Source organism: Chitinophagaceae bacterium (genome assembly GCA_016717285.1).
GTDB lineage: Bacteria > Bacteroidota > Bacteroidia > Chitinophagales > UBA10324 > JACCZZ01.
Genome location: JADKFU010000001.1, coordinates 184,731 through 210,250, shown reverse-complemented (window position 1 = coordinate 210,250; position 25,520 = coordinate 184,731). Strand labels below are relative to the sequence as shown.

At 41.1% G+C, this 25,520-nt stretch carries 18 protein-coding genes and 1 pseudogene; 11 read left to right on the top strand and 8 right to left on the bottom strand.

The features are described from left to right. Nucleotides 1-95: 95 nt before the first annotated feature. Nucleotides 96-1,651 (bottom strand): annotated as a pseudogene (locus IPO83_00815) (glycine--tRNA ligase). Between the two features lie 569 nt (nt 1,652-2,220). On the opposite strand from IPO83_00815, the gene IPO83_00810 reads away from it, so the two are divergent. The 5 genes from IPO83_00810 to IPO83_00790 all read left to right on the top strand — a co-directional run bounded on the left by IPO83_00810 (nt 2,221) and on the right by IPO83_00790 (nt 7,819). Then, entirely contained in the window at nt 2,221-2,466 is a 246-nt protein-coding gene (locus IPO83_00810; GenBank protein MBK9729832.1) for a hypothetical protein, read from the top strand. Between the two features lie 304 nt (nt 2,467-2,770). After that, nucleotides 2,771-3,154 (top strand): hypothetical protein, encoded by a 384-nt coding sequence (locus tag IPO83_00805; protein ID MBK9729831.1) that lies wholly within the window; start codon nt 2,771-2,773, stop codon nt 3,152-3,154. Nucleotides 3,155-3,293: 139 nt separating this feature from the next. After that, nucleotides 3,294-6,470 carry a hypothetical protein gene (locus IPO83_00800; GenBank protein ID MBK9729830.1) on the top strand — a complete coding sequence of 1,059 codons (3,177 nt, stop codon included), beginning with the start codon at nt 3,294-3,296 and terminating at the stop codon, nt 6,468-6,470. A gap of 67 nt (nt 6,471-6,537) precedes the next feature. Continuing rightward, complete coding sequence (locus IPO83_00795; protein MBK9729829.1) at nt 6,538-7,173, top strand: response regulator transcription factor; 636 nt, start codon at nt 6,538-6,540, stop codon at nt 7,171-7,173. Between the two features lie 55 nt (nt 7,174-7,228). Beyond that, nucleotides 7,229-7,819 (top strand): DUF3109 family protein, encoded by a 591-nt coding sequence (locus IPO83_00790; GenBank protein MBK9729828.1) that lies wholly within the window; start codon nt 7,229-7,231, stop codon nt 7,817-7,819. Nucleotides 7,820-7,833: 14 nt separating this feature from the next. On the opposite strand, the gene IPO83_00785 is transcribed toward IPO83_00790, so the two are convergent. Next, nucleotides 7,834-8,325, bottom strand: a complete 492-nt coding sequence (locus tag IPO83_00785; protein MBK9729827.1) for a hypothetical protein — start codon at nt 8,323-8,325, stop codon at nt 7,834-7,836. 369 nt (nt 8,326-8,694) lie between these two features. Next, nucleotides 8,695-9,420 (bottom strand): glycosyltransferase family 2 protein, encoded by a 726-nt coding sequence (locus IPO83_00780; protein ID MBK9729826.1) that lies wholly within the window; start codon nt 9,418-9,420, stop codon nt 8,695-8,697. A 222-nt stretch (nt 9,421-9,642) separates the two neighbouring features. On the opposite strand from IPO83_00780, the gene IPO83_00775 reads away from it, so the two are divergent. Next, nucleotides 9,643-12,153 carry a T9SS type A sorting domain-containing protein gene (locus tag IPO83_00775; GenBank protein MBK9729825.1) on the top strand — a complete coding sequence of 837 codons (2,511 nt, stop codon included), beginning with the start codon at nt 9,643-9,645 and terminating at the stop codon, nt 12,151-12,153. Between the two features lie 107 nt (nt 12,154-12,260). On the opposite strand, the gene IPO83_00770 is transcribed toward IPO83_00775, so the two are convergent. From IPO83_00770 to IPO83_00750, 5 genes are all read right to left on the bottom strand, one after another. Beyond that, a complete protein-coding gene (locus tag IPO83_00770) occupies nt 12,261-13,193 on the bottom strand; it encodes a hypothetical protein (protein MBK9729824.1) in 933 nt (310 codons plus the stop codon). Nucleotides 13,194-13,451: 258 nt separating this feature from the next. Next, nucleotides 13,452-14,495, bottom strand: a complete 1,044-nt coding sequence (locus IPO83_00765; protein MBK9729823.1) for a D-alanine--D-alanine ligase — start codon at nt 14,493-14,495, stop codon at nt 13,452-13,454. A gap of 146 nt (nt 14,496-14,641) precedes the next feature. Further along, nucleotides 14,642-15,358 carry an NRDE family protein gene (locus IPO83_00760; GenBank protein ID MBK9729822.1) on the bottom strand — a complete coding sequence of 239 codons (717 nt, stop codon included), beginning with the start codon at nt 15,356-15,358 and terminating at the stop codon, nt 14,642-14,644. Nucleotides 15,359-15,424: 66 nt separating this feature from the next. Continuing rightward, a complete protein-coding gene (locus tag IPO83_00755) occupies nt 15,425-15,940 on the bottom strand; it encodes a hypothetical protein (GenBank protein ID MBK9729821.1) in 516 nt (171 codons plus the stop codon). A 181-nt stretch (nt 15,941-16,121) separates the two neighbouring features. Beyond that, the gene (locus tag IPO83_00750) at nt 16,122-19,100 is read right to left on the bottom strand and encodes a serine hydrolase (protein MBK9729820.1); all 2,979 of its coding nucleotides are present in this window, start codon (nt 19,098-19,100) and stop codon (nt 16,122-16,124) included. Between the two features lie 85 nt (nt 19,101-19,185). Here IPO83_00750 and IPO83_00745 point away from each other — a divergent pair, with 85 nt between their 5' ends. The 5 genes from IPO83_00745 to IPO83_00725 all read left to right on the top strand — a co-directional run bounded on the left by IPO83_00745 (nt 19,186) and on the right by IPO83_00725 (nt 25,400). Further along, complete coding sequence (locus IPO83_00745; GenBank protein ID MBK9729819.1) at nt 19,186-20,448, top strand: S-adenosylmethionine:tRNA ribosyltransferase-isomerase; 1,263 nt, start codon at nt 19,186-19,188, stop codon at nt 20,446-20,448. Nucleotides 20,449-20,574: 126 nt separating this feature from the next. After that, complete coding sequence (mutL, locus tag IPO83_00740; protein MBK9729818.1) at nt 20,575-22,407, top strand: DNA mismatch repair endonuclease MutL; 1,833 nt, start codon at nt 20,575-20,577, stop codon at nt 22,405-22,407. A gap of 124 nt (nt 22,408-22,531) precedes the next feature. After that, complete coding sequence (locus IPO83_00735) at nt 22,532-23,359, top strand: rhomboid family intramembrane serine protease (GenBank protein MBK9729817.1); 828 nt, start codon at nt 22,532-22,534, stop codon at nt 23,357-23,359. Further along, nucleotides 23,359-24,270 (top strand): rhomboid family intramembrane serine protease, encoded by a 912-nt coding sequence (locus IPO83_00730; protein MBK9729816.1) that lies wholly within the window; start codon nt 23,359-23,361, stop codon nt 24,268-24,270. The genes IPO83_00735 and IPO83_00730 overlap by 1 nt, the downstream gene beginning before the upstream one ends. A gap of 65 nt (nt 24,271-24,335) precedes the next feature. Beyond that, nucleotides 24,336-25,400, top strand: a complete 1,065-nt coding sequence (locus IPO83_00725; GenBank protein ID MBK9729815.1) for an endonuclease/exonuclease/phosphatase family protein — start codon at nt 24,336-24,338, stop codon at nt 25,398-25,400. The last annotated feature ends 120 nt before the right edge of the window (nt 25,401-25,520 follow it).

The window sequence follows — 25,520 nt, the reverse complement described above, 5'->3', positions numbered from 1 at the left end:
AATTGTGAAAATGATCACAATGACAGACCAATCACTGTTGTTTCGATTACCAATTTACTAACGATTTAGGACTAACGACTAACGACTTCAACTCACTACTCACCACTCACTCCTCCCGGCCACTTCACTCTTTCCCCCACCACTTTCTCCACTGCTGAAATAGCAATGCGATCCTGTTTCATCGTATCGCGTTCACGGATGGTAACGGTGTTGTCTTCCAGTGTCTGATGATCAACAGTAATACAATAAGGAGTGCCGATTGCATCCATGCGGCGGTATCTTCTTCCGATAGAATCCTTTTCTTCGTAATGACACATTTGCTGATGCTTCAGTAAATTAAATATCTCCAGCGCCTTTTCAGGCAAACCATCTTTCTTCATCAATGGCAATACTGCTACTTTAATAGGTGCAAGGCAAGGTGGAATATTGAGCACCACGCGTGTTGCTTCTTCACCTTCAACGGCGGTTGGAACCTGTTCTTCACGGTAGGAAGCAGCGATGGTTGCCAGGAACATGCGATCCAGACCAATAGATGTTTCAATTACATAGGGCACATAATTTTCATTCAGCTCCGGATCAAAGTATTGCAATTTCTTGCCTGAAAATTTTTCATGCTGACTCAGATCAAAATCACTGCGCGAATGAATGCCCTCGAGTTCTTTAAAACCGAACGGGAATTTAAACTCAATATCACAAGCAGCTTTCGCGTAATGCGCGAGTTTCAGGTGATCATGAAAACGATAATTCGATTCAGAAAAGCCAAGGGCCAGATGCCATTGCATGCGCGTTTGTTTCCAGTGTTCATACCAGTTGTCTTCAGTTCCGGGTTTAATAAAAACTGCATCTCCATTTGTTCGAACTCGCGCATGCGGAATACAAACTGACGTGCGACAATTTCATTCCGGAAAGCCTTTCCTGTTTGCGCGATGCCAAAGGGAATTTTCATCCTGCCTGTTTTCTGCACATTCAGAAAATTTACAAAGATGCCCTGCGCTGTTTCTGGCCGCAGATAAACTGTGCTGGCTTCTTCAGCGATTGAACCCACCTGCGTAGAAAACATCAGGTTAAACTGGCGAACTTCTGTCCAGTTGCGGGTGCCACTTATCGGATCTGCAATATCACAATCCACAATAATCTGGCGCATAGCAGCCATATCATTCTCTTCCAACGCAGCTTTCATCTTTGCATTGATCGAATCAATCTTTTGTTGGTTTTCCAGTACCCGCGGATTTGTAGTGCGGAATTGTACTTCATCAAAAGATTCTCCAAAACGGCCTCTTGCTTTCTCCACTTCCTTTTCCACTTTTGCTTCCAGCCTCGCGAGGTAATCTTCAATCAGATTGTCGGCACGATAACGTTTCTTTGAATCTTTGTTATCGATCATCGGATCGTTGAAGGCATCAACATGGCCACTGGCTTTCCAGGTGGTTGGATGCATGAAAATAGAAGCATCAATACCAACTACATTGTCGCGCAGTTGCACCATGGAGCGCCACCAATATTCCCTGATATTTTTCTTGAGTTCCACTCCATATTCGCCATAGTCATATACAGCACTCAGACCGTCATAAATCTCGCTTGACGGAAAAATGAATCCATACTCTTTACAATGGGAAATGATATCTCTGAATAAATCTTTCTGTTCTGCCATAGCGACAAAGGTAATGGTGGAAATTTAAAATTGCGCTATTGCTCGCCATCGCGCCAGATCTTATTCCCTGAGTCGTTCGTACTGAATTGTCAGCAAATTGGCATTGGTACTGCAGCAATTAACACAAGAGTTCATCAGCATATACATTCATATTTTGGCATAACTCAAGAGCGATCACTAACGACTAAGGACATTACTCACTACTCACTACTCACTACTCCTTACTCACTACTCACTACTTTCACTCAACTGCACGTCCACTAATATGGGATTGATTTCCCTTTTCGGAGCACCTAACTTTGCGACGTCATCAATTCGCATAAATATTCCGCGTTACATGCGCGTCTCTATATAAAAAACAGTCATGGGAAGTTTGGGTGAGGTTTCCGGTCAACAAGATCACATATTGTTGACCGGATTTATTATGGACTACTATTCAATCAACAAATGAAACTGACAACATTCAATCCTTACACTTTAGTCCCATCATTATGGGATTGATTTGAGCAAAGGGTCATCGCATCTTTGTGAAGGAAAAATTCTTAACCACTTTTTAAAACAATTGCAAAATGAATGCATCAACAGATTCCCCGCTTCCTTTAGCTCAGTATGAAAAAAACAATTTTTCTACGGAAGCAAATGAAAATTCCTTCCATGTTTTTTCAGATCGCGAATGGATGGCAGTCCGTCATCAGCAAATGGATGTTGCTCCGAATTGCATATTTCCTGCAAGGGAAAGAAAATCGATGGCGAATGCTCTGCACGTAATTTTTTTGGTTCTTGCTACAGCTTTCAAACTTCCGATCAGGTTTTAAACGCTGACGGAAACCTATGAATCAGGCATTTATACCGAGACTGATTATCACATTGAAATAATCTTCCGATGCAGGGTCATTTTCGCAAAATTGTCTTGAAGAAACCTTCCTTTTTAATTTGACCGGAATTTGATGTGATCAGTTAAAAAGGGCGAAGAATCAGCACGCGCCATTCGATTAAAACTCAGATTCGACTTACGTTGTAATCGCAAGACTAACGGACATATCACAAAAAAAATCCCTCCAACACGAAATTGTTAATTATATTTATTTCTTATTCATACACTCTTAAATCAAAACACCCATGAAAAAATTATTTTTTTTCCGACTCCTGCTTGCCGCGACAGGTTTTTTTGCAGTCTCATCGCTTTCATCCTGCACCTATGTCGTGCAACCTGAAGATATCCAGAAATACCTAGCCGAAGGAGCCGACCTGACGATTAATTTGCCTGCAGGATCATCCTTTGACCTGGTAAAGGAAGACGGGACATATGAAACGCCCTGCGATCAATTATCAGCACCTGACGTTCCGAAGTCACCAGCCGAGCCTGCTGACAGCACAAAAGACAGCAGTGGAAACGGCGAGAAAAAATTTAGGCATGCCGGCGCTTTTGTTCAGCAGGCTTTTGCTTCAGGCGCCTATACATGCCCATCAACATGCCAGATCATCATAAGGACACCACAGTAATTTCATTCACAGATAGGAAGTTCAAATGCAATGAATGGAAATGCGCATTTCCATTCGTGTTGATCCACATTTCTTGTATTCCTGGAAAATTCTTCATCACCCCTGAATTAATTATCTTCGACAAAAGGCATCTTAAAGTGTGATTGGTAATCGAAAAAGGCTTCTTGTTGTTGCAGTACTGCTAATTACTACCTGTCATATTTTAAAAGGACAGGTCAATCAGTCTGCTTTTAGCAACCTGCTTAAAGAGTTTGAGGCGTCAAACTTATATGTAAAATCCATAGCACAAGATGTCGAGGGCTTTATCTGGTTTGGAACTTACAAAGGACTTATTCGATTTGATGGTGTCAGCTATCAACGATACCTGCCCGTCGCGGGAAACAACCACTCTATTTCAGACAATGAGGTAAATGTAATTTTTAAAGACAGCCATGGTAATCTCTGGATTGGAACACGCAACGGGCTCAACAGATATGATTACCTCAGGAATGATTTTGAAAGATTTCTGCATAATCCTCGCAACGTCAATTCATTGTGCAGCAATGAAGTGTTTGCCATTACCGAAGACTCTCAAGGGAATTTATGGATAGGAACATTGAATGGCGGCTTGTCGATCATGACTCCCTATCTTCATGAAGGCATTACAACTTATAACTTTATCAATTGCGCTCATGATTCAACCGATGCGCACAGTTTATCAGGCAATACGGTTTCCTCGATTTGTTTTGACCATTACGGTAAAGGATATATTGGAACCAACAATGGATTAAATGTAACACAGGAAACAAGCATTTCAAATAAAACAATTTCATTTAAACAATACGTTCATGATTCGCTCGATTCCTCCAGCATCGCTTCAAATAATATCTTTAAAATCTTTTGCGACAGTGAGAATAACATCTGGCTCATTTCACAATTTGATATGATTGACCGGCTTCCGGCAAAGAGTGTATCAGCAGGGCAATTTGTGTTTGAACACTTTTTATCTGCTGTCCGTAAGGCAACCAAGGGAACAATCAGGTCCACCAGCATGCTTTTTATTGATCAGCAGAAAAATTACTGGCTCTCCACGTTTGAAAATGGATTGTACAGGTTTCGCATTTTACAAAATCAACAGATTACTGATATGGTCAACTATCACCATAACCCTGTTGACCAACGAAGTTTGAGTAATGGAGGTGTCACTACTTTTTTTGAAAGTAAGGATCACAGTATTTGGGTGGGAACCGACGAGGGAGTATCAAGATGGAATCCGCTACAGGAAAAATTCGCTGTTATCCAATTGCATGCTTCATTTATCGGCACAGCAAATGTAAGTGCTATCGCTGAAGATGCACATGGAACTGTATGGATAGGTTCGTTTGATGTTGACACATTGTATGCGATAATACAACCTAATTCACAACTCAGAAAACTTGCCTTATCAGATAACATGCATTCGGCAAACCGGAAAATTTACATTACTTCTTTGCTCACTGCTGCGAATGGTGCGGTGTACGTTGGAAGTAGTGTTGGGGTATTTATTATTGATGAGAAAGAGAAAAAATTGTTTTTGCAACAACCCGGTTACAAACCTCATGTAAGCAGTTTGCAAAAAAACAGCACTATGCAATCCTTAGTGAGTAACATGGTGAGTTCCCTGGAAGAAGATGATGATGGAAACATCTGGATCGGAACAGGCATGGGTGTGAACCGTTATGATCCTCTTTCGAAAAAATGCGATCGCGTTCTTTACAGTATACTTCCTGATGAAGTGAATCCATCTTTTATCATTCGCCATTTGAAAGCGGCAACTGATGGCACTGTGTGGGCAGCTACCGACAACGGTTTGTTTGGCATCAATGCAAGAACGCTCACTAATAAATTGTACCAGAGCGTTGACGCGTTGCCAGGTTCGAGGTTTCTATTCATTCATGAAAGTAATGACCGGCAGTTATTGTGGATTGGAACAGAACAGGGTCTGCTTTCCTTTGATATTCATTCAAAACAATTTAAGAGTTATCCTCAATCTGGTAATGACCTCTCTGTAACATCCATTCTGGAAGATGAAAAAGGAAACCTCTGGATCAGTTCGCAACATGGTATTACCAGGTTTCATCCGGAAACAGGTGATTCAAAAAAATTCTCGGTAGAAAACGGACTCAAAACAAATCGTTTCAGTGAAAACGCAAGTTGCGTAGCAAAAGACGGTCTTTTCTATTTCGGAAGCGACAAGGGATTTCAATCTTTTTATCCTGACAGCATTTCCGTTAACACAACCGTGCCACCGGTAGTGATCACCGATTTCAGACTTTTCAATCAATCTATTTTTGCAGGAAAAGAAACACAGCTTGTAAACGAATTTCTTCGTTCGAAAAAAATGACGTTGAAGTATAACCAGAATTTTTTCAGTATCGATTTCGCAGCGCTTAACTATAATGATGCAGAAGCCAACACCTATGCATATCAACTGGTGGGAATTGATAAAGACTGGGTAATGGCAGGAAACAGCAGGACCGCAACGTATACCAACATAGCTCCGGATTGCTATACCTTTAAAGTGAAAGGTGCAAACAATCATGGCGTTTGGAATGATGAAGGCGCTTCTTTTGATCTGATCATCACTCCACCCTGGTGGAAAACGTGGTGGTTTTATTCACTTTGCACCATTGCTATTGTTTCTGCGCTTTATGCATTGTACCGTTATCGCATCAGCCAGATCAAAAAAGTTTTTTCCATCCGAAGCAAAATTGCAAGAGATCTGCATGATGATATTGGTTCCACACTCAGCAGCATTTCCATGATGAGCCAACTGGCTAAGGAAGGAAGTGATCATCATAATAAAGAAGAAGAATTGTTTGAGACCATCAGCACTGCATCTAAAGAAGCGATGGAACTCATGAGTGTGATTGTATGGTCAGTGAATCCAAACAACGATAAGCTGAGTAATATTCTCATTCGCATGCGTGAGTACGCTTCAGATATTCTGGAAGCCTGCAATATTGAACTGAACATCTCACTTGATGAAGAAGTGAAAGATTTTATAATACCAATGGAAAAAAGAAAAGATTTTTACCTGATCTTTAAAGAAGCAGTTAACAATGTGGCAAAATATTCAAAAGCTGTCAATGCGGTGATACAGCTATCGAGAGAACATGGCAAAATGATTATGAGCATCACTGATGACGGACATGGATTTGAAGTAGAGAAACTCCGTTCAGGAAACGGATTGGTGAATATGAAAGAACGTGCGAAATCTATTGGCGGCACGTTGGAGATAACTTCGGAAATAGGAAAAGGCACATCAGTTCGTCTTGAAATGCCCATTGTAACATGATGATGGGACGCATGATTAATGCATTCCATCTTACATTTGCGCAATTAACATTCACTTATTCACTGCCATGCCCATCAATGTAATAATTTATGAAGACAATAATTTCCTCCGGGAAAGCCTGTCATCACTCATCAGTAAAGCCGAAGGTTTTGAACTTTGCGGTGCATATGAAAACTGTAATGAAGTGGAAGCACAAGTGGAGGTGCTGAAGCCGGGTGTGGTGTTGATGGATATTGAAATGGCAGGTGTAAATGGAATCGAGGGGCTGAAGATTATCAGAAAGAAATTTCCGGATGTAAATGTTTTGATACTTACTGTATTCGAAGACAACGACCGTGTGTTTGAAGCCATCTGCGCAGGTGCCACCGGTTATTTGCTGAAAAAAACTCCACCTGCAAGAATCCTTGATGCCATCCGCGATGTGGTTGACGGTGGAGCTCCCATGACATCTTCCATTGCCCGCAAAGTGTTGCAATTATTTCCCAAACAACCTGCGCGCAGCGAAGAAGTAGATAAACTGACGCAACGGGAACAACAGGTTTTACAACTCCTGGTAAATGGTTACAGTTATAAAATGATTGCCTCTGAATTAAAAGTTACTTTGGAAACAGTCCGCACCTATATCAAACGCATGTATGAAAAACTACGTGTTCATTCAGTGACAGAAGCAATCAGCAAAGCGTTTCCAGGTCGGAAAATATAATGTTGCTTCCTGTTTCTCCCGTAATTTATTTCAGATTCATGTCTATTTTTAGCTCATGATCCTTATTGACCGCACCATTGTTTCTGATGACTTGCTGGAAAAGAAATTTGTTTGTGCTTTAGACAAATGTAAAGGTGCTTGTTGCGTGGCCGGTGATTCAGGCGCTCCGCTTGATTTTGAAGAAACTGCTATACTGGAAGAAATTTATGAATCGGTGAAGCCTTACATGACTGCCGAAGGCATAGAATCCGTTGAAAAATTCGGTAAATGGCTCATTGACAGCGAAGGTGATTTTGTTACGCCACTCGTTTTGGGAATGAAACAATGCGCGTATGTTTTTTTTGAAAATGGTATCGCACAATGTGCCATTGAAAAGGCATACTTTGATGGTAAGACAACATTCCGAAAACCAGTCTCCTGCCATCTTTATCCTGTGAGAATTACAAAATATGGTGATTATGATGCAGTGAATTATAACCAATGGGACGTTTGTTCACCGGCTTGCAAAAATGGGAAAGAGCTTGGCGTTTCCGTTTATCAATTTGTGAAAGATGCGCTTATCAGGAAATATGGCGCTGAATGGTTTAAACAACTGGAAGGTGCTGTGGTTTTTAAAAATGAAAAATCCAGTCTTACAGATAAATAACGCGGTTGGAATTATTATTTTCCACGCAATTTCTTTTGCAAGCGATGCTCTGCCTCAAACGAAGCAATAAAAATAGCAAGCGAGATGATCACGAGATTTTTTATGATATACTGACCTATCAGGTTGGGCACCATGATACTTTTCCAGGTTAATGCCGGCAGTAAAACAAGTGGAGCAAAAGTGGTAATTGCATGTGGTACCAGCATATAAAGCGCCCATTTCTCCTTTCCTGGAAACAAGAGAATAATACCGATCACACATTCATAGGCACCAAATAAAATGATGAAGATATGCCATGGAATAAACCAGGCCGAATGTTCATAGATGGTATGCACAACAGCATTAGCCGGACTCAGCTCCATCATCTTTAAAATGCCAAACCAAAAAAACACGATAAAAAAAGCAAATCTTGACAATGGCAAACTGATACGGCGAAGAAACAGGAAAAATGAATTTTCTGTCGCAATGCGCCTGTGATTAAACCGCTCAAGAAACCCTTCGCTCATGTTATATATTTTCAGGTGCGAAAGTTAGAGAAGTGAAGTAAGTGTTGGTGCAAATGAAATGTTAACAAGGGAAGGTTTGATGCTCACAAATTGAAGCGAAGGCGCTTGAGTTATTTGGCGAACTTTTCAACGAAAGATTATTCCGCGAACAACTGATATACTTCAAAGGAGTAGAACACGATCAGACTATTGAATTTATGAATGAACCTGTTTCCATAGCTGAAATAGAATCATTTCTCACTGAAGTGGCTTTAGATCCGCTTTGAATAAATTGCATAATTGCTTAACTGTCTAATTGTTTACACGAACTGTATCGAAAGACCAACAACAATTTAACAATTAAACAATGTTTGCAAAAATCAACAAGCATTACTTCGAGAAAACCCCATATTTCAATATACAGTAGATCGCCCTAAACCCATCCTTCCAACTGATCTTTTTTCCTTCAGCATAAGTACGACCGTAATAAGATATGCCGACTTCATAAATGCGCACATTGGGAATACGGGAGAGTTTTAAAGTAACCTCCGGTTCAAATCCAAATCGTTTTTCCCTGAGCTTAAGCAACTGAATAATATCTGTGCGGAACAGTTTATAACATGTTTCCATGTCTGTCATATTCAACCCGGAAAACATATTGCAAAGTGAAGTGAGCATTTTGTTTCCGATAGAATGCCAGTAAAAAAGTAACCGGTGCGGCTTTCCTCCCATGAACCTGGAGCCGTACACCACATCTGCGAATCCCGACAAAATTGGTTTCAATAGAATGTTGTATTCATCAGGATCATATTCCAGATCAGCATCCTGGATGATGAGGTATTCACCGGTTGCTTTACTAATGCCCGTGTGCAAGGCAGCACCCTTTCCTGCATTTTGTTCGTGTTTGAAATATTGAATATTCACCGCAGGATTATTTTCCCGGTAGGTTTGAATACTCTCTTCTGTATTGTCTTTCGAACAATCATTCACGATGATCACTTCTTTTTCAATACCATTGGTTAATGAAACATTTTTAATACGGTCGAGAATAAGGTGAATGGTTTTACCTTCATTATAGACCGGAATAATGATTGAAAGTGTTTTGAAATCATTCATAAAAAATCATCGTAAATTATCGAGTGAGGCAGTCGATAAAAGTAGAAATTTATAATCATGCAATAGCTATATATTTGCGCGCAGGGTGTACGATAAACAGAAGTGTGTTTCGGGCCGAAGTGGTTTTAGATTGAATTTACAGTTGCCACCGAAGCATGGATTTACACGGAAGAAAACAAACAACATAAACTTCGTCATGCGCCCATTCCACCATTCAAAACCATGATGAAATTACACCTATTGCTGATTACAATCCTGTTGTTTCCAACAACTGTTCTTGCACAATTGCCTTCTTTTCTCGGTGCGCCTTCATGGTCAGCACAATGGAACAAGGAAAGAGCAGCTGAATCGCCGGATGATCCTGGCTATTGGGAGCAATATTTCCGGATGAAGAAAGATGCCAATGGGAATATTCCACGCTTGCCTTTTACAGCGATTGCGGCGCAGCAACTCAACACCGTAAATCGCGACCAGCAAATTTTCAATATCCAGGAATTAGGTCCTGAAAATTTTGGCGGCAGAACACGTGCACTACTACTGGATGCCGATAACAGCAATCATATTTTTGCTGCGGGCATTTCAGGTGGCATCTGGTTTTCCGCTGACTCCGGAGCAAACTGGTCGCCGGTAAATGATTACATGAGCTCACTTGCCATCTCTTGTTTGGTTCAGGATCATTTCAACCACGACATAATTTACGCTGCAACAGGAGAAATCGCCGGCAACTCAGCAGGTATTCCCGGTAATGGTATTTACAAAAGCACTGATCATGGAATTACTTTTCAGCAACTTCCTTCTACTGACGCAACTGCATTTGACTACCTGCCAAGAATAGCCACCTCACCTATCGACAGCGACGGAATTTATATCGCCACATCAGGAGGTGGTTTGCACAGATCGTTTAATGGCGGTGACAGCGTGGAAAAAATTTACAGCACCACCAAAGCGATTAATGACCTTGAAGTAACGCCTTCCGGAAGCATATGGATAGGAGTAAATGGTGCTGGTATTTATTATTCGGCAAATGGTGATTCCGGAACTTTTCAATTAGTGACTGCCGGCTTACCGGCTGCAGGAAGTTTTGCGCGTATAGAAATTGCTCAGGCACCAAGTGATACGAGCATTCTTTACGCGGCTTTTGAAAAATCAGGGAGTGCATATTATTCCGGCATCAAAGGATTTTACAAATCAACCGATGCAGGATTGAGTTGGATTGCAGTGGGAAATCCTGATGTTGATTTTGCTTTCTACATGTCATTTCCCTGGTATTCAATGACTATGGCCGTTAAGCCGGACGATCCTGATTTTATTGTTTTTGGTGTGGGTGATGTCGTCTATTCATCAGATGGCGGAATAATCTGGAAAAAATGCATCAACATTCATCCTGATCACCATGTAACCGTTTTCAACCCAGATGACCCATCAAGATTGTATGAAGGGAATGATGGCGGCATCTACCGGATGCGCACCGATGAGATCGCTTATAATCAAACGATCCTCAACAACAATTACAATACGCTACAATATTATGCAGGTTCATTTTTCCCCACCGGCATCAACGCATTAGGTGGTGCGCAGGACAATGGAACTCATTCCTGTTTAGCGGGCAATGGCGAATTCAACGATATATTTGGTGGCGACGGATCTTACAATGCTGTAAACCAGCAATACAATACCATTGCCTATGTTTCTTACCAGGACGGAACAATACACCGTGCAGATGATGCAGATTACGCGTTTCCAAGTTTCTATCCGATTTATGGCGCAATGGACGCCAACGATGACGGCACAATAGATGATGGTGCCTGGTTTATCAATCCGTTTGAAATCAATCTTGTTAATGGAGATCAACTGCTGTTTGTTACACAAAAAAGAGTGTGGCAAACTTTAGATGGAGGATTTGGATGGGAACCTGTCACGAACACCATTATCGGCGGGCTTTCTCCATATGCAATTGGCTTGTCCAATGATTTCAGCGCCACCATTTATATTGGTGGTGAGAATGCAATTTTTTATCGTATTGAAGATGGATACAATGCAGTGGCCGGTGATGAAGTAAATCTTAACTCATCAGTACCTTCAACCGTTACCAATGATTTTATTTCTAACATCGTGGTGCATCCTGCAGATAAAAGCATCTGTTATGTTTCATTCAGCAATTTCTCTGCGCAGCCTCGCTTGTGGAAAGTAACCAATGCAACCACAACACCTGTTTGGACGAGTATCAGCGGAGATCTTCCGGCAGGGCTTCCTGTAAACTATATTGATATTGATCCGGCACGTCCGAATGATTTTTTCCTGGCGGGAACTGATTTCGGATTGTACATCACCACAGATGGCGGACAACATTGGGTGAAGGACAACACGATTCCGAATGTGGTTGTGCAACAAGTGAAAGTGCGTCCTACCGACAGACGTGTTTTTATATTCACACATGGCAGAGGCATGTGGACGGCTGTTTTAGATACAAACAATGTGGGAATAGAACATACACAATTGAATAGCGTCGCGGCTTCCGTTTATCCGAATCCGGTGCAATCGGATCTTTTTATAAAATCAGTTAATGAACCTGTGTCTGCAATCCTTAGCGACATTAACGGACGAATCATATACCAGGATTTATTGATGGCGAATGACAGGATCGTTGATCTGCATTCGATTGCTTCGGGAATTTATTTCCTGGAATTGAAAAGCAAAAACAATATTGGGATCAGGAAGATTGTGAAAGAGTGATTAATCAATAATCTCCTTATTGTTTGATGACAGGTTATAAGCGGACGAAAACGAATCTGTTTATTTAATACCGGACTTATCTCCGGCTTGCGCAACCATTCAGCCATTTAACCACTCTCCTTCGACATTAAACTTTTAAACTCATACAGTTTATAAATATCATCCACTTTCCCGCTAAGACACATCAGCCAATTCTGCCCGGCTACACGGATAGAACATGGTCCATAAGTAAAAATCCTGATTACTCTTTTCCGCGACTGTTTTTGCAATAGCTCCAACATGTCTTCCATCATTTTTCCTTCAAAAGGAGTATACATAAAAAATATTGTTCCCTGAGAATAATCCACTTCTCTTGCATCTGCGTTGATGAATTCTACATGGGATAAATTCAGCTCTGACACAACTTCATTTGCATAATCACAGAAAGCAGGTTCGTATTCAATTCCTTTAGCGGTAACTCCGCTCATCAAATTCATAAGAAGTACAACCTGACCTAAACCGGAACCTATATCAAAAAAGACATCATCGGATTTTATATTCGCCGACTCAGACATCGTGAAAATTATTCTTGCCGGCGTTTTCTGATAAAAAACCATTTCCGTTTCCTCCATTTTTTTTTGTTCAGGAATGGCTTTATAAGATAGTAATCCGTTTATAAAACTATCAAGGTTGTCATAGCCAATGTTATACGATTCGTCAACACCGTCATTGAAAGCGCCAAGATACTTTTGCAAAATTTTACTGAAACAGAATGTCTTGTGCGCTGCTGTTCGGATTTGCTCCCGGAGCTGCTGAAATAAATGAATGTCAATTTCTTCCAGCGCAGCTTTGAGCTTATTCGCGCGTAGCTGTAATCTATTCAATTCGTTTTTTAATTTTTCCTTCAGTTCTTCTCTTTGCAGCAATCCTTCCATCCTGTCAATTATATGAAACTCAATAAAATCCAAAGCTTCAGCCCGTTTATTAAAATTCACCTCCTCAAAGAGCGCTGCATTGGTTTCCAAAGTTTCAATGCCGGACTGAATAGCAGTTGCAATCATTATTGATTTGCCAGTTTGATGTTAACATTGTTCCAATATATTATAGCTAAGATCCACTCGCGCGATGGTTATATTGCACTCCGGCAATGCCGCAACCATTCAACCATTCAACCATTCAACCATTCAACCATTAAACCATTAAACCATTAAACCATTAAACCATTAAACAATTAAACAATTAAACAATTAAACAATTAAACAATTAAACAATTAAACAATTAAACAATTAAACAATTAAACAATTTAACCCAACACCAGTCACCCCAACCTATTCGGATGCTCCTCCTTTTCCTTCAAATGCCCTTGAATAGCACGATACAATTCAGGCATGGAGGCAGCCTTGAAACCACGTTTTCGGTTTTGCATGCTGATGCGGAACAGGATATTCCAGTGCCGGAATAAATCGCGATAGGCTTTTAACAGACTCATTTCAGGATCGTAAATATGTGTAGGTTCTGAATTGGCACCGTTTACTTCTATCACTTTAAAATTTCCTTTGAGCATTTCCTCATACGATTGTGTACGCACATCATAGCGACCGAAATAAAATTCATGTAAGGTGCTGCTTGCTTCATCAAAAACCTCCACCAGTTTATCATTGATTAATTCATGAGCGTCGAAGAATGTTGTACCACGATTGTGGTTACCGATTTCTTCGAGCACTTTTACTTTTCCTGCGGGAAGAATGGTATGCAGCTCCTTCTTAAACTTTATCGTGATCCGGTTCAGGTGATAGACACAGCGTTCACTCTGATGAAATAATTCCAGCAAAGTGGAATTACCATCACCTGTTACGGTCAGAAATTGTCTTTTCATCACCGAGCTGATATTTCCCTTTTTCTCATTCGGATAGCGGTAATACATAATGCCGTACTCTTCCGGCAGATCTATGAATTCCTGCAATAACATTTTTTGTGGCGCATCAGCCAAATATATTTCCGATTCAGCTTCATTGGAAATTTTTTCCACCTTCCAGCCACGTTCTCCCTCATCCGGTTTTAAAATGATCGGAAAGGAAATGTTGGATGAATGCATTCGCTTAATCAATTCCTCCAATAATGGTACAGTACTGAATAAAATTGTTTTGGGAATAATTCGTGGTGCGAGTTGATTGATAATTTCAAACTTTGAATAACTCGAAAATCCACCCATGCGCATACCCGGATTTGATAACGTGAAATACGCAAGTGTCCGTGCACGTATTGCATGCACGATGATGAGAAAATAAACCGGAATATAAAAAATTCGATACGGCCAGAATTCCCATTTCAGCCATTTCGGTAGTGGCTTCTTATTCTTCATGGCGAAAAATAGAGAATTAGGAATTAGGAATTAGGAATTAGGAATTAGGAATTAGGAATTAGGAATTAGGAATTAGGAATTAAAGGCAGATGCCGGGAGCAGAGGAAGGTTGCACGAGAAGTAATAAATATTTTTTTGGATTGAGTTTAGATTGATAATGAGGCAATGGGCAATTCTTTACTTACAAGATCACGATAGTGCATGAAAAATTTATCGGGATTGCATTCAACACCTGTTACGCTGAGGGTGGCAACTTCGGTAACTTTTTCAGGAAGTAAAACCAAATCTTCATACAGGAAATGATTTTTGTGGATGTCAATGAGTGCCTGAACAGAAACTTCTGTCAATGCTTCCAGGTAAGTTTTAAATGCATGTTCCTTTTCTGCAATCAGTTCATCACTGTATAATGTTGCGGATGACCAAAGATGCCATTCGTTTTCAGACAGTAATTTGAAATGTGTTTCACTTCCATCCCAACGCAGTTCATGCAATCTGATCTTTTCCCTGCTGTTTACCAACACCATAGTAAATGGTTCGATGTTCGAGAAATCGTAGGCTGCAATAAAATCTTCGGGTGAATCATAAGTCAGTGAATCCAATACCACAATGCCACGACTTTCCCGGTAGGGCAACCGGCGTTTGTGTTTTTTAAACGCTCCATTCAGTAAACAGGTAAGTCTGTGATTTTCACTTGCGGCTATCCACGAACCATGTGCCAGCGGATCCTGCGGACAAATAATTTCTACGCCCTTGTAAAGAAAACGTTGTGGAGCAGTGGCCAATCCACGTTGTGTGGTTTCATCACGGTTGGAAGTGAGTATAAATTTTCGATTGCCGGCTGGCACAAAACTTACGGTGCACATTTAATGGGTCATTGGACATTGAGTTATTAGTCATTGGTCATTTTACTAACGACTAAGGACTAGCGACTAGCGACTTACTACAGCATGTTGATAGCGTATGGTGGATGGAGCCACCCCGAAATCAAGGGGCACTGCAACATCGGGAAAAGCCTGGCTTACACCCATTTTAATGATGGCCATATGATGTATAGCGTGTTCTACGGCATAATGATATTCGCGGAAAAGAGTGGTGCCGATATAAGACGCAGCAGATTCGCCTTCAAAGGCTAAATCGCCAATGAGGGTGAGTTGATGCTCATTATCCATTTCCGACAACTCTTCCTTTAATTCTTCCAGCAATCCCGCTGCAATCTCTCTGCTGGTTTCAATTCTTGCGTCTCTTACACGGTTATCGTAACAGATGCTGTCTGTTTCCGAAGAAACTGCAACACATTGAAAAAATTCTATGATATGACGATAGTGCTTGCCAACAGAAGCGCCGGAAAATATTTCAGGTGTCAGAACATACTGTTCATCGCTCAAATTGCCCAAAAGGAGCTGAAGGTGATCAAAAATGTAGCCGGCGTTAGTCTTAATTAGCATGTAAAATTGGGTTTGAATTTGTTCGTCGGGAACGTGGCAAATATAGCAATTAAAACAAGCCTAATGTTTTGATGTGAGCGAAGGTTCCCATTGATGAAGCAGTTTTGGTAAACAAAATGTTAATAGTGCACGACAAAGGGCTTCAATTATTAATGGCTTTTGACAAAACAGGGATTCACAATTATTCTGACTTCAACATTGCATCATAAATCGCCTGCTGAATAGTGATGCGGGTCTGTAAAGTGCTCAGCTTTTTATTTTCATCATCAGGAAAAATTCTGTTGGAAAGAAATACATACACCAGTTTATGTTCGGGATCAACCCAAACGCAAGTTCCGGTAAATCCCTGGTGACCGTATGCCGATGCGGAAACGCTTTCACTGGCAGGACTTGCTTTCTTTTCTTCTGTTTCCGGTTTATCAAAACCGAGTCCTCTCCTGCTTTTTAAATTGTAACTCGAAGTAAACTTTGCAATGGTGGCTGAATCCAGATACCTCTTGCCTGCATAGGTTCCATTATTCAACAGCAATTGCATTAATACACCAAGGTCGTTGGCGTTGGAGAATAAGCCCGCATGACCTGCCACTCCACCTTGCATCGCAGCGCCCTGATCGTGCACGGAGCCCTGCAACAATTCTTTTCTGAAAGTGAAATCGAAGTTGGAAGGCACAATATCCTCCCTGGGAAAATGATACAATGGATGAAAGCAAAGGTGACTCAGTCCCAGTGGATCATAGAAATTATTTTCTGTGAACAGTTCCAGCGGCTGACCGGAAATTTTTTCCGCGATTTTCTGCAACAGGTAAAAATCATTATCGCTGTAGATATAGTTGCCGGGTGATTGCAAAGGTGTGGTAATTATCTTTTTCCAGATGGTATCGAGATAATGCTTATTCATGAAGATATCCGGAGTAACTTCAATGGAAAAATCTCCTTCTTTCGTTCTGCTGTAAATGGATGACTTAAGATTTCCCGCGCTATCAAGTGTAGCTTTGTAAAAAGGAAAGTAAGGCACAAAGCCCGCTTCATGTGTGAGCAATTGATACATTCTGATCTCCTGCTTGTCTGTTCCTTTTAATTCAGAAAGACAGTCAGCCGCTTTTTCATTCAGGTCCAGTTTCTTGTTTTCATACAGTTTCATCAGCATCATGGTGGTAGCAGCAACCTTGGTGATAGAAGCCAGGTCATATAAATTATCGTCGGCAACATTGATATCTGCATCATACGTAAAGTGGCCGTATGACTTTTGCCAGATCACTTTTCCATCTTTAGCAATCCATACCTGGCAACCCGGTGTTGCATGTTCGGCAATCGCGTTGTTTGCAAGTGTGTCAATAATTTTTAATCGTGAAGAGCTTATCCCTGTTTCTTCCGGATACGTATATTTTACACGAATGGGCACAGCAGAATTAATCCCCATGCCCATCGCGATGGTGGCGGAAACATTTACAGGCAGCCTGCCAATGGATGAACAACCGCCAAAAATTATTTGCGCAGCGAGTTGCTGTGTAACTGTTTCTTCATTATAAGCTTCCAGCAACCAATCAGCATGCTCAAAATATTTTAATGCATACGGACTTCCGAAAACAGTAATGATAACTTTTGAAGGTGTGGCTGACAATTGCTCCACAAAGTTTTTTGTTTCGTCAGTAACACCAAAACCATTAGCCGGATTACGGGACATATTCTGCACGGCTACAAAAACGACATCATATTCTTTCAACTTGTATAAGAGAGACGCAAAGTCTTTATCGGCAGCATCTTTTTTAATCTGATAATGATTGATGCCTGCATAATTGGTAAGCATTTGCTGGAAAGGTGTTTCGTCGGTTGCACCAATCGCCACTGATGCAAAGCGGACATGATTGACTTCCCGCACCGGGATAAAATCGGTTTTGTTACGGACAAGCGTGAGTGCACTTTCGCTGAGTTGTTGATTCAGATACATTGCCTGGCTGTTATTCAGGTCAGCGTACAAACTATCCGTATCAATTACTTTTCGGGTGTTTAATCCCAGCCAGTATTTTGCCTGCAATATTTTTCGTACACGCGCATCGATGTCCTGTTGAGTGATTTCTTCGTTCACGACAGCCTGTTTGATTTTATCAATTGCCAGGGGCACATTTCCTGAAAACAACAGAATATCATTACCAGCAAGCAGCGCTCTTAATTCCATTTCTCCGGGTTTATCGTACTTGCTGACACCTTTCATGTTTAAGGCATCAGTAAAACTTAAACCTTTGAAACCCATGTCTACTTTTAATAATCCGGTTACAATTTTTTTAGAAAGCGTTGAAGGAAGATTTGACGTTGTATCAAGGGCAGGAATATTCAGGTGCGCTACCATTACACTTCCCACTCCTCCATCAATCATTTTTTGAAACGGAAACAGTTCCATTGAATCCAATTGAGCAAGTGTGCTGTTGATAGTTGGAAGTGTTTTGTGTGAATCCTGGTCGGTGTCACCATGACCTGGAAAATGTTTTGCGCAGGCCATTACTCTTCCATCCTGCAAGCCTTGCATATACATGATGCCTTTTCTTGCAACATTAAATTTATCCTGGCCAAAAGAACGGTCGCCAATAACAGGATTGAGCGGATTGCTGTTGACATCCACCACAGGAGAAAAGCTCACATTCACACCAATGCGCTTGCATTCACGCGCCATCTCTTTTCCAAATTCATAGATCAGTTTATCATCCTGTATTGCACCTAACATTATTTCATGCGGGAAACGTATGGTGCTGTCGATGCGCATCGATAAGCCCCACTCAGCATCCTGACTGATCATCAATGGCACTTGGGCGATACTTTGAAAAAGGTTCGTGAGAGCAGCTTGTCGTACCGGACCGCCTTGCATAAAAATGATGCCGCCTACATGGTAATTCCTGATAAGGTCAATCACCTTCGTCTGGTCGGTGTCGGGCCTTGAATAAGCCGATATCATAAAAAGTTGTCCGATGCGCTCATCGGGAGTCATTGACTGCAGCACAGAATCAACCCACTTATCAGTTACATACAGATAAGGTGGAATGCCATCGCCCGGGTTTTCCTGCTGTTCATGCATCGTGCTTCCCGCGAACAGCGCGAAGCAATTAAATAGCAGGGTCAGTAATAAAAAGCGAATGATCATAGTGGCGGCAAAAATAGGTAATGCCATTTCATTGCAACAAAATGGAAAGAAACATTTTTAACATCCTACTGTAAACGTGTCCAATCACTGTTACCTTTGAATTTTTACTGACATGAAGCATCCAAAAGATTTAGCCATTGCTGATTTTACCTATACCCTTCCACCTGAAAAAATCGCGCAGCATCCATTATTGCAACGCGATTCGTCAAAGTTGTTGGTATATCAAGAGGGGAAAATAGAAGAAACCATTTTCTCTGCTGTTGCTAAACACCTTCCTGAAAAATCAACACTTGTATTTAATGATACGAAGGTGATTCATGCACGCATCATTTTCAGGAATGAAAATGAAGCTAACATTGAAGTTTTTTTGCTCGAACCGCTTGAGCCCTTTCGTGATTTGCAACTGGCCATGTTTCAGCATGGTGAATGCACATGGCGTTGTCTTGTAGGCAATGCGAAAAAATGGCGGGAAGAAATTTTAACAAAAAAAATATCGATTGGTGAACACTCAGGATTGCTGACTGTGAAGTTAGCAGGAAAGGTGGCTGATGATTTTCTTGTTCATTTTTCATGGACGCCAAATGAATTTTCCTTTGCAAAAATTTTAGAAGCCGCCGGATATGTTCCACTTCCACCTTACATTAAACGGGTTGCTGCAGGAGACGATGAACAACGCTATCAGACTTTGTATGCTTTTCAGGATGGATCTGTTGCTGCCCCAACAGCAGGACTTCATTTTTCAGAAAAAATTTTTGATGAATTAAAAGAGCAAAATATTCATCCGTTGTTTGTTACGCTGCATGTTGGCGCCGGCACCTTCAAACCGGTGAAGGCAGCCGTAATGGAAGGCCACCAGATGCATGCCGAACAGTTTGTGGTGCAGAAAGAAATTATCGAACAACTGCTGTTGAGAAAAGACCGGCCAGTAGTTGCTGTGGGAACCACTTCGTGCCGCACCCTGGAAAGTTTATACTGGCTGGGGAAAAAAATTGCTGCTGGAAACGAAACGCTCGTTGTGGATCAGTGGGAGCCTTATGAAACGAAAGACGATGCACTTATAACGATTCACGATGGCGATCATTCACCATTCACTATTCACCATTCACTCAACGCCATCTTAAAATACCTCGAAAAGAAAAAACTGAATCAACTTACTGCCGAAACAAGACTCATCATTGCTCCAGGCTATAAATTTAAAATAGTGAATGGACTAATCACCAATTTTCATTTGCCCGGTAGCACCCTTCTTTTATTGATAGCTGCCTTTATCGGTAGTGATTGGCGAAAGGTGTATGATTATGCACTGGAGCATGACTTTCGTTTTTTGAGTTATGGGGACGGGAGTTTATTATGGCGGAAAAACGCTATTTATTGATTTCAACTTAAGGTTAAAATATCGATTGTAAATCCGTTTGCATTTTCTGAAATAATCGTGATTATTTATCCTTTCAGCTAAACAGTCTGAAATTTTAAACCGAAATTCGCGAACCGAAATTCAACTATGTCCGACATCATCCATCAGCTTCCCGATTCCATTGCCAACCAGATAGCCGCCGGTGAGGTCATTCAGCGGCCGGCTTCGGCAGTGAAGGAATTGATGGAGAATTCGTTGGATTCCGGTGCGACTTCTATCAAGCTGATTGTAAAAGATGCGGGCAAGCAATTGGTGCAGGTGATCGATAATGGTTGCGGTATGTCGGAAACTGATGCGAGGATGTGTTTTGAAAGGCATGCCACCTCTAAAATTTCCACCATCGACGATTTGTTTGCCATTCGCACCATGGGTTTCAGAGGTGAAGCGATGGCATCCATTGCAGCCATATCACAGGTTGAACTGAAATCTAAACGCAGAGAAGATACGCTGGGCACCATTCTCGAAATTGAAGGATCAGAGGTAAAAAAACAAGAACCCGCTCAGGTAGCGGATGGTACTTCCATCGCCATCAAAAATTTATTTTACAATGTGCCTGCCCGCAGAAATTTTCTAAAGGCGAACACCGTGGAAACCAGGCACATCATTGATGAATTTCAACGCATCGCATTAGCAAATCCTGAGATTCATTTTGAGATGCACCACAATGGCATGCAGGTTTTTCATCTGCCTCCGGGAAATCTTCGTCAACGCATTGTGAATGTTTTCGGCAATCAATACAACGAACGGCTGGTGCCCGTAGAAGAACAAACCAACATCGTGAACATTTTCGGATTCATCGGTAAACCGGATACAGCAAAACGAACGCGTGGTGAGCAATTCTTTTTTGTAAACCGTCGCTTCATCAAAAACAATTATCTCAACCATGCTGTAGTTGGAGCTTATGATCAATTATTGCAGAAAGATTCTTTTCCGTTGTATGTATTGTTCATTGATATTGATCCTTCCCGCATAGATATCAATGTTCATCCTACCAAGCAGGAAATAAAATTTGAAGATGACCGTATCGTCTATGCTTTCGTGAATGCCGCCGCAAAAAGAGGACTTTCAAAATATTCCATCACACCTACACTTGACTTTGACCGGGAAACAGCTTTCGATAAGATGAGCGCTTTCTCTGCACCGGCATTGCCTCGTATGCAAGACCTGAAGAATTTTGAAGGCCAGGAAAAAATAGTAAACAGGCCAAGGGATTTTTCTCCCGGCAAAAATGTTCAGGGGTGGGAACAACTTTTTGACATTGCGAGAAAACAGGATCAGCAGACCCTGACGGTTCCAAGTCAATGGGAAAAAGAAACAAACCAGCAACAAACCTCCATTGAAGACTTTTCTGAGAAACAATCTTCGCCGTTTCAGTTGCACAACAGGTATATCGTTTCACAGATCAAATCCGGTTTCATTCTTATCGATCAGCAATCGGCACATGAACGTATCCTGTTTGAAAAATACATGAAGGGACTCGAGTTGAATAACCTCAGCACGCAACAACAATTGTTTCCTGAAACATTGCACATTGCCGCTGCTGATGTGGAATTGCTTCGTGAACTGTTACCGGAATTTACCGGACTCGGCTTCGACATCCAGGAATTTGGCGGCAGCTCTTTTGTCGTGCATGGCCTTCCATCAGATATCCGCGACACAGATCATAAAGAACTGATTGAAAGCATCCTTGATGAATTCAAACAAAGTCAATCAAATGTAAAACTGAATAAACGACATCAGCTTGCTTTGTCGATGGCAAGAAAGGCGTCCATAAAAAATGGCGAGTCACTCACAGAAAAAGAAATGCACAACCTTACAGACCAACTCTTTGCCTGTGAAACGCCTTATTTTACGCCTGATGGAAAACACACTGTTATTACGTTTGATTTGAAGGATATTGAGAAGCTGTTTGAGAAGTGAGTAGTGAGTAGTGAGTGTGAGTCCTTAGTCCTTAGTCCTTAGTCGTTAGTTTGGTTATTAGTCATTAGGCACATCGGCACATTATTTCTAATTCTTATTCCTAATTCTTAATTCTTAATTCTGAATGAGTAATATCCGTACGCAAGGTTTTAAAGTGCTTCCGTTGGTGGTAAAAAATCTGCTGATCCTGAATGGACTGCTGTTTTTAGCGACTGTTGTTTTGCAAAACAATTACAATATTGACCTGGTAAATATTCTTGGACTTCATTTTTTTACCTCCACTGAATTCCGGCCTTATCAGCTAGTGACGCATATGTTTATGCATGGAAGCATTATGCACATTTTCTCCAACATGTTTGCCTTGTGGATGTTTGGCAGTGTGCTGGAAAATCATTGGGGACCGAAACGTTTTCTCATCTTTTATTTTGTGTGCGGACTTGGAGGTGCCTTTATGCACCTTGGCGTTACCTGGTTTGAATATTCGAATCTTCAGAACGCTGTGAACACTTACCTCCTGCATCCGGGCATTCCGGAATTTGCTACGCTTTCCACCAGGTATGATCACCTGCTCAACATGAATGCAATAGATCAGTTTATCAGTCAGTGGAAACAAAATCCAACTGATCCTGCCTTCATAAATCAATCCGGCGAAATGGCGAGCAGTTTTCTGGGCATCTTAGCAGATATTCCTGTGGTAGGTGCTTCAGGTGCAGTGTTTGGTGTTTTGCTGGGCTTTGGCATGTTGTTTCCCAATACCTATTTGTATCTTTTATTTCCACCCATTCCCATCAAAGCAAAATATTTTGTAATTTTTTACGGTTTATTTGAATTGTATGCAGGCTTTTCAGGAACTCAAAGTGGTGTTGCACACTTCGCACACATTGGTGGCATGTTGTTTGGCTTTATCCTGATCCGCTTGTGGAATAAAACCAACCGACAAGATTTTTATTAATGCGTAACAACACCCTTTGGCGCGAATTAAGGCAAACACTTTTGCGAAGTGACAGGATGGTTACGCAATTGATTGCTGTAAACGTCGTGATTTTTCTTGCCATCAATCTTGTCAGACTTGTTTTCTGGCTATCGGGAAATGGTCTTGATCCGGTTTATTATAAAGAATTTTTAGGTGTCCCTTCCAACCTGAACATCTTATTGCGACAACCCTGGACTTTAGTCACTTCGCTTTTTACACAAGGAGAAGTGATGCATATCCTGTTTAATATGCTGGTGCTTTATTGGTTTGGAAAAATTCTCACCGAATTTTTAGGCAACCGGAAAATTCTCCCGTTGTATTTACTGGGTGGATTATGCGGTGTGATTTTATTCATTGTGAGCTACCAGGTTTTTCCGGTATTTAATGCTTCTGTTCCCGATGCAAGAGCGTGGGGAGCTTCGGCCAGTGTGATGGCCATTATGATAGCCGCTGCAACGCTGGTTCCTGACTACTCCATGATGCTTGTGTTTTTTGGTCCTGTGAAAATTAAATGGATTGCATTATTCACGGTAGTGCTTGATCTCGTAAGTATACCATCCTCCAATGCCGGCGGACACATAGCGCATATCGGAGGGGCACTTTTTGGATTTGTATTTATAAGGCAATTGCAACAGGGAAGAGATTTTTCCAATGGCGTGAACTGGTGTTTTGATAAAGTGGCAGATCTTTTTAAACCAACATCAGCGTTGAAAGTAACTTACCGTACAAAAGAAAAGAACACTAAGACAAAAAGGAAAAAATTAATACCACAGCCTTCACAACAGGAAAAACTCGATAGTATACTTGACAAAATTGCTGTATCCGGATATGAGGCCTTATCGAAAGAAGAGAAGGAATTTTTGTTTCTTGTCAGCAAAGAAGATTCCTGATTCCTAATTTTCAATTCCTTATTCTTAATTTGACTTTTCTAAAAAGATTATTTGCTTTCATCAATATGCTTGCAGCAATCGCACTTGCTGCAGGCGGATGGAGCATTTATTTAAATCCTGCTGATTGGTGGTTTCTCTCCTTTTTCGGATTGCTATACTTATTGTTTCTATCCATCAACATTTTCTTTCTTTTTTTCTGGATAGTGGTGCGTTTAAAATATGCCTGGATTTCTATCATAGCTATTTTGATCACCTTACCAGTTTTAAGAAGTTATTGTGCTTTCCATTTTCGGGAACCTGAATCATCAAAATCCACAAAAGGAATCCGGGTAATGAGTTATAATGTGCGCAACTTTGATGTGTATCATTGGACGAAAGAACGGGATGCGTTGCATGGAATAGTTGAAATGATTAAAAGAGAACATCCGGATATCGTATGCCTGCAGGAATTTTACAATGCCGATACCGGGAAATTTAAAACCATCGGATTGCTCACGTCTGAAGCCGGGTTACCTTATCACCATTTAGAAAAAAAGAAATCAGGTAAGAGCGGGCGCTCCTGGGGAACTGCCATTTTCAGTAAGTATCCTGTTATCAATTACGGTACTGTGAAGTTTGACAACGAGACACAAAACTCCTGCAGTTATGCAGACATAAAAATTGACAGCGCCATCATTCGCGTCTTTAACATCCACCTGCAATCGATCTACCTTTCCAAACAGGATTATCAATACCTCAACGACATTTCTGAAAACCAGGATGTGCAGGTAAAACCAACCCGGGAAATTTTTTCCAAATTAAAACGTGCATTCGTTTATCGTGGTGAACAGGCGCTGGATATAGAAAAGCAAATTGATGAAAGCCCTTATCCTGTAATTGCCTGTGGCGATTTTAATGATGCACCCGCTTCGTTTGCTTACCATACGCTCTCTAACCAGTTGCAGGATGCCTTCCTGAAAAAAGGTTGGGGTATCGGTCCAACGTATTCCGGCTTTCCAAAAATTTACCGCATCGATTATATTTTCGCCGATTCAAAATTTGATATCAGCAGCTATCATACTATTTGCGAAGATCATTCTGATCATTATCCGGTTTTAAGTACGATGCAGTTGCGGAATGAATCTCATTAGTTGGTTTCGATTCCACTTTATCTGGATTGAAAAAATGCAGCGATGAATGCGATCAGTCATTGCACTTTGTAATGGAACACACGAGTTCAACCTCTTGCGCCGAATCAAAATCTCTCATTT

Excerpts from the sequence above, each read along its gene's own strand:
- IPO83_00810 (MBK9729832.1), top strand. The coding sequence starts at position 2,221 with ATGAATGCATCAACAGATTCCCCGCTTCCTTTAGCTCAGTATGAAAAA.
- IPO83_00805 (MBK9729831.1), top strand. The coding sequence starts at position 2,771 with ATGAAAAAATTATTTTTTTTCCGACTCCTGCTTGCCGCGACAGGTTTT.
- IPO83_00795 (MBK9729829.1), top strand. The coding sequence starts at position 6,538 with ATGCCCATCAATGTAATAATTTATGAAGACAATAATTTCCTCCGGGAA.
- IPO83_00790 (MBK9729828.1), top strand. The coding sequence starts at position 7,229 with ATGATCCTTATTGACCGCACCATTGTTTCTGATGACTTGCTGGAAAAG.
- IPO83_00785 (MBK9729827.1), bottom strand. The coding sequence starts at position 8,325 with ATGAGCGAAGGGTTTCTTGAGCGGTTTAATCACAGGCGCATTGCGACA.
- IPO83_00780 (MBK9729826.1), bottom strand. The coding sequence starts at position 9,420 with ATGAATGATTTCAAAACACTTTCAATCATTATTCCGGTCTATAATGAA.
- IPO83_00775 (MBK9729825.1), top strand. The coding sequence starts at position 9,643 with ATGATGAAATTACACCTATTGCTGATTACAATCCTGTTGTTTCCAACA.
- IPO83_00770 (MBK9729824.1), bottom strand. The coding sequence starts at position 13,193 with ATGATTGCAACTGCTATTCAGTCCGGCATTGAAACTTTGGAAACCAAT.
- IPO83_00765 (MBK9729823.1), bottom strand. The coding sequence starts at position 14,495 with ATGAAGAATAAGAAGCCACTACCGAAATGGCTGAAATGGGAATTCTGG.
- IPO83_00760 (MBK9729822.1), bottom strand. The coding sequence starts at position 15,358 with ATGTGCACCGTAAGTTTTGTGCCAGCCGGCAATCGAAAATTTATACTC.
- IPO83_00755 (MBK9729821.1), bottom strand. The coding sequence starts at position 15,940 with ATGCTAATTAAGACTAACGCCGGCTACATTTTTGATCACCTTCAGCTC.
- IPO83_00750 (MBK9729820.1), bottom strand. The coding sequence starts at position 19,100 with ATGGCATTACCTATTTTTGCCGCCACTATGATCATTCGCTTTTTATTA.
- IPO83_00745 (MBK9729819.1), top strand. The coding sequence starts at position 19,186 with ATGAAGCATCCAAAAGATTTAGCCATTGCTGATTTTACCTATACCCTT.
- mutL (MBK9729818.1), top strand. The coding sequence starts at position 20,575 with ATGTCCGACATCATCCATCAGCTTCCCGATTCCATTGCCAACCAGATA.
- IPO83_00735 (MBK9729817.1), top strand. The coding sequence starts at position 22,532 with ATGAGTAATATCCGTACGCAAGGTTTTAAAGTGCTTCCGTTGGTGGTA.
- IPO83_00730 (MBK9729816.1), top strand. The coding sequence starts at position 23,359 with ATGCGTAACAACACCCTTTGGCGCGAATTAAGGCAAACACTTTTGCGA.
- IPO83_00725 (MBK9729815.1), top strand. The coding sequence starts at position 24,336 with ATGCTTGCAGCAATCGCACTTGCTGCAGGCGGATGGAGCATTTATTTA.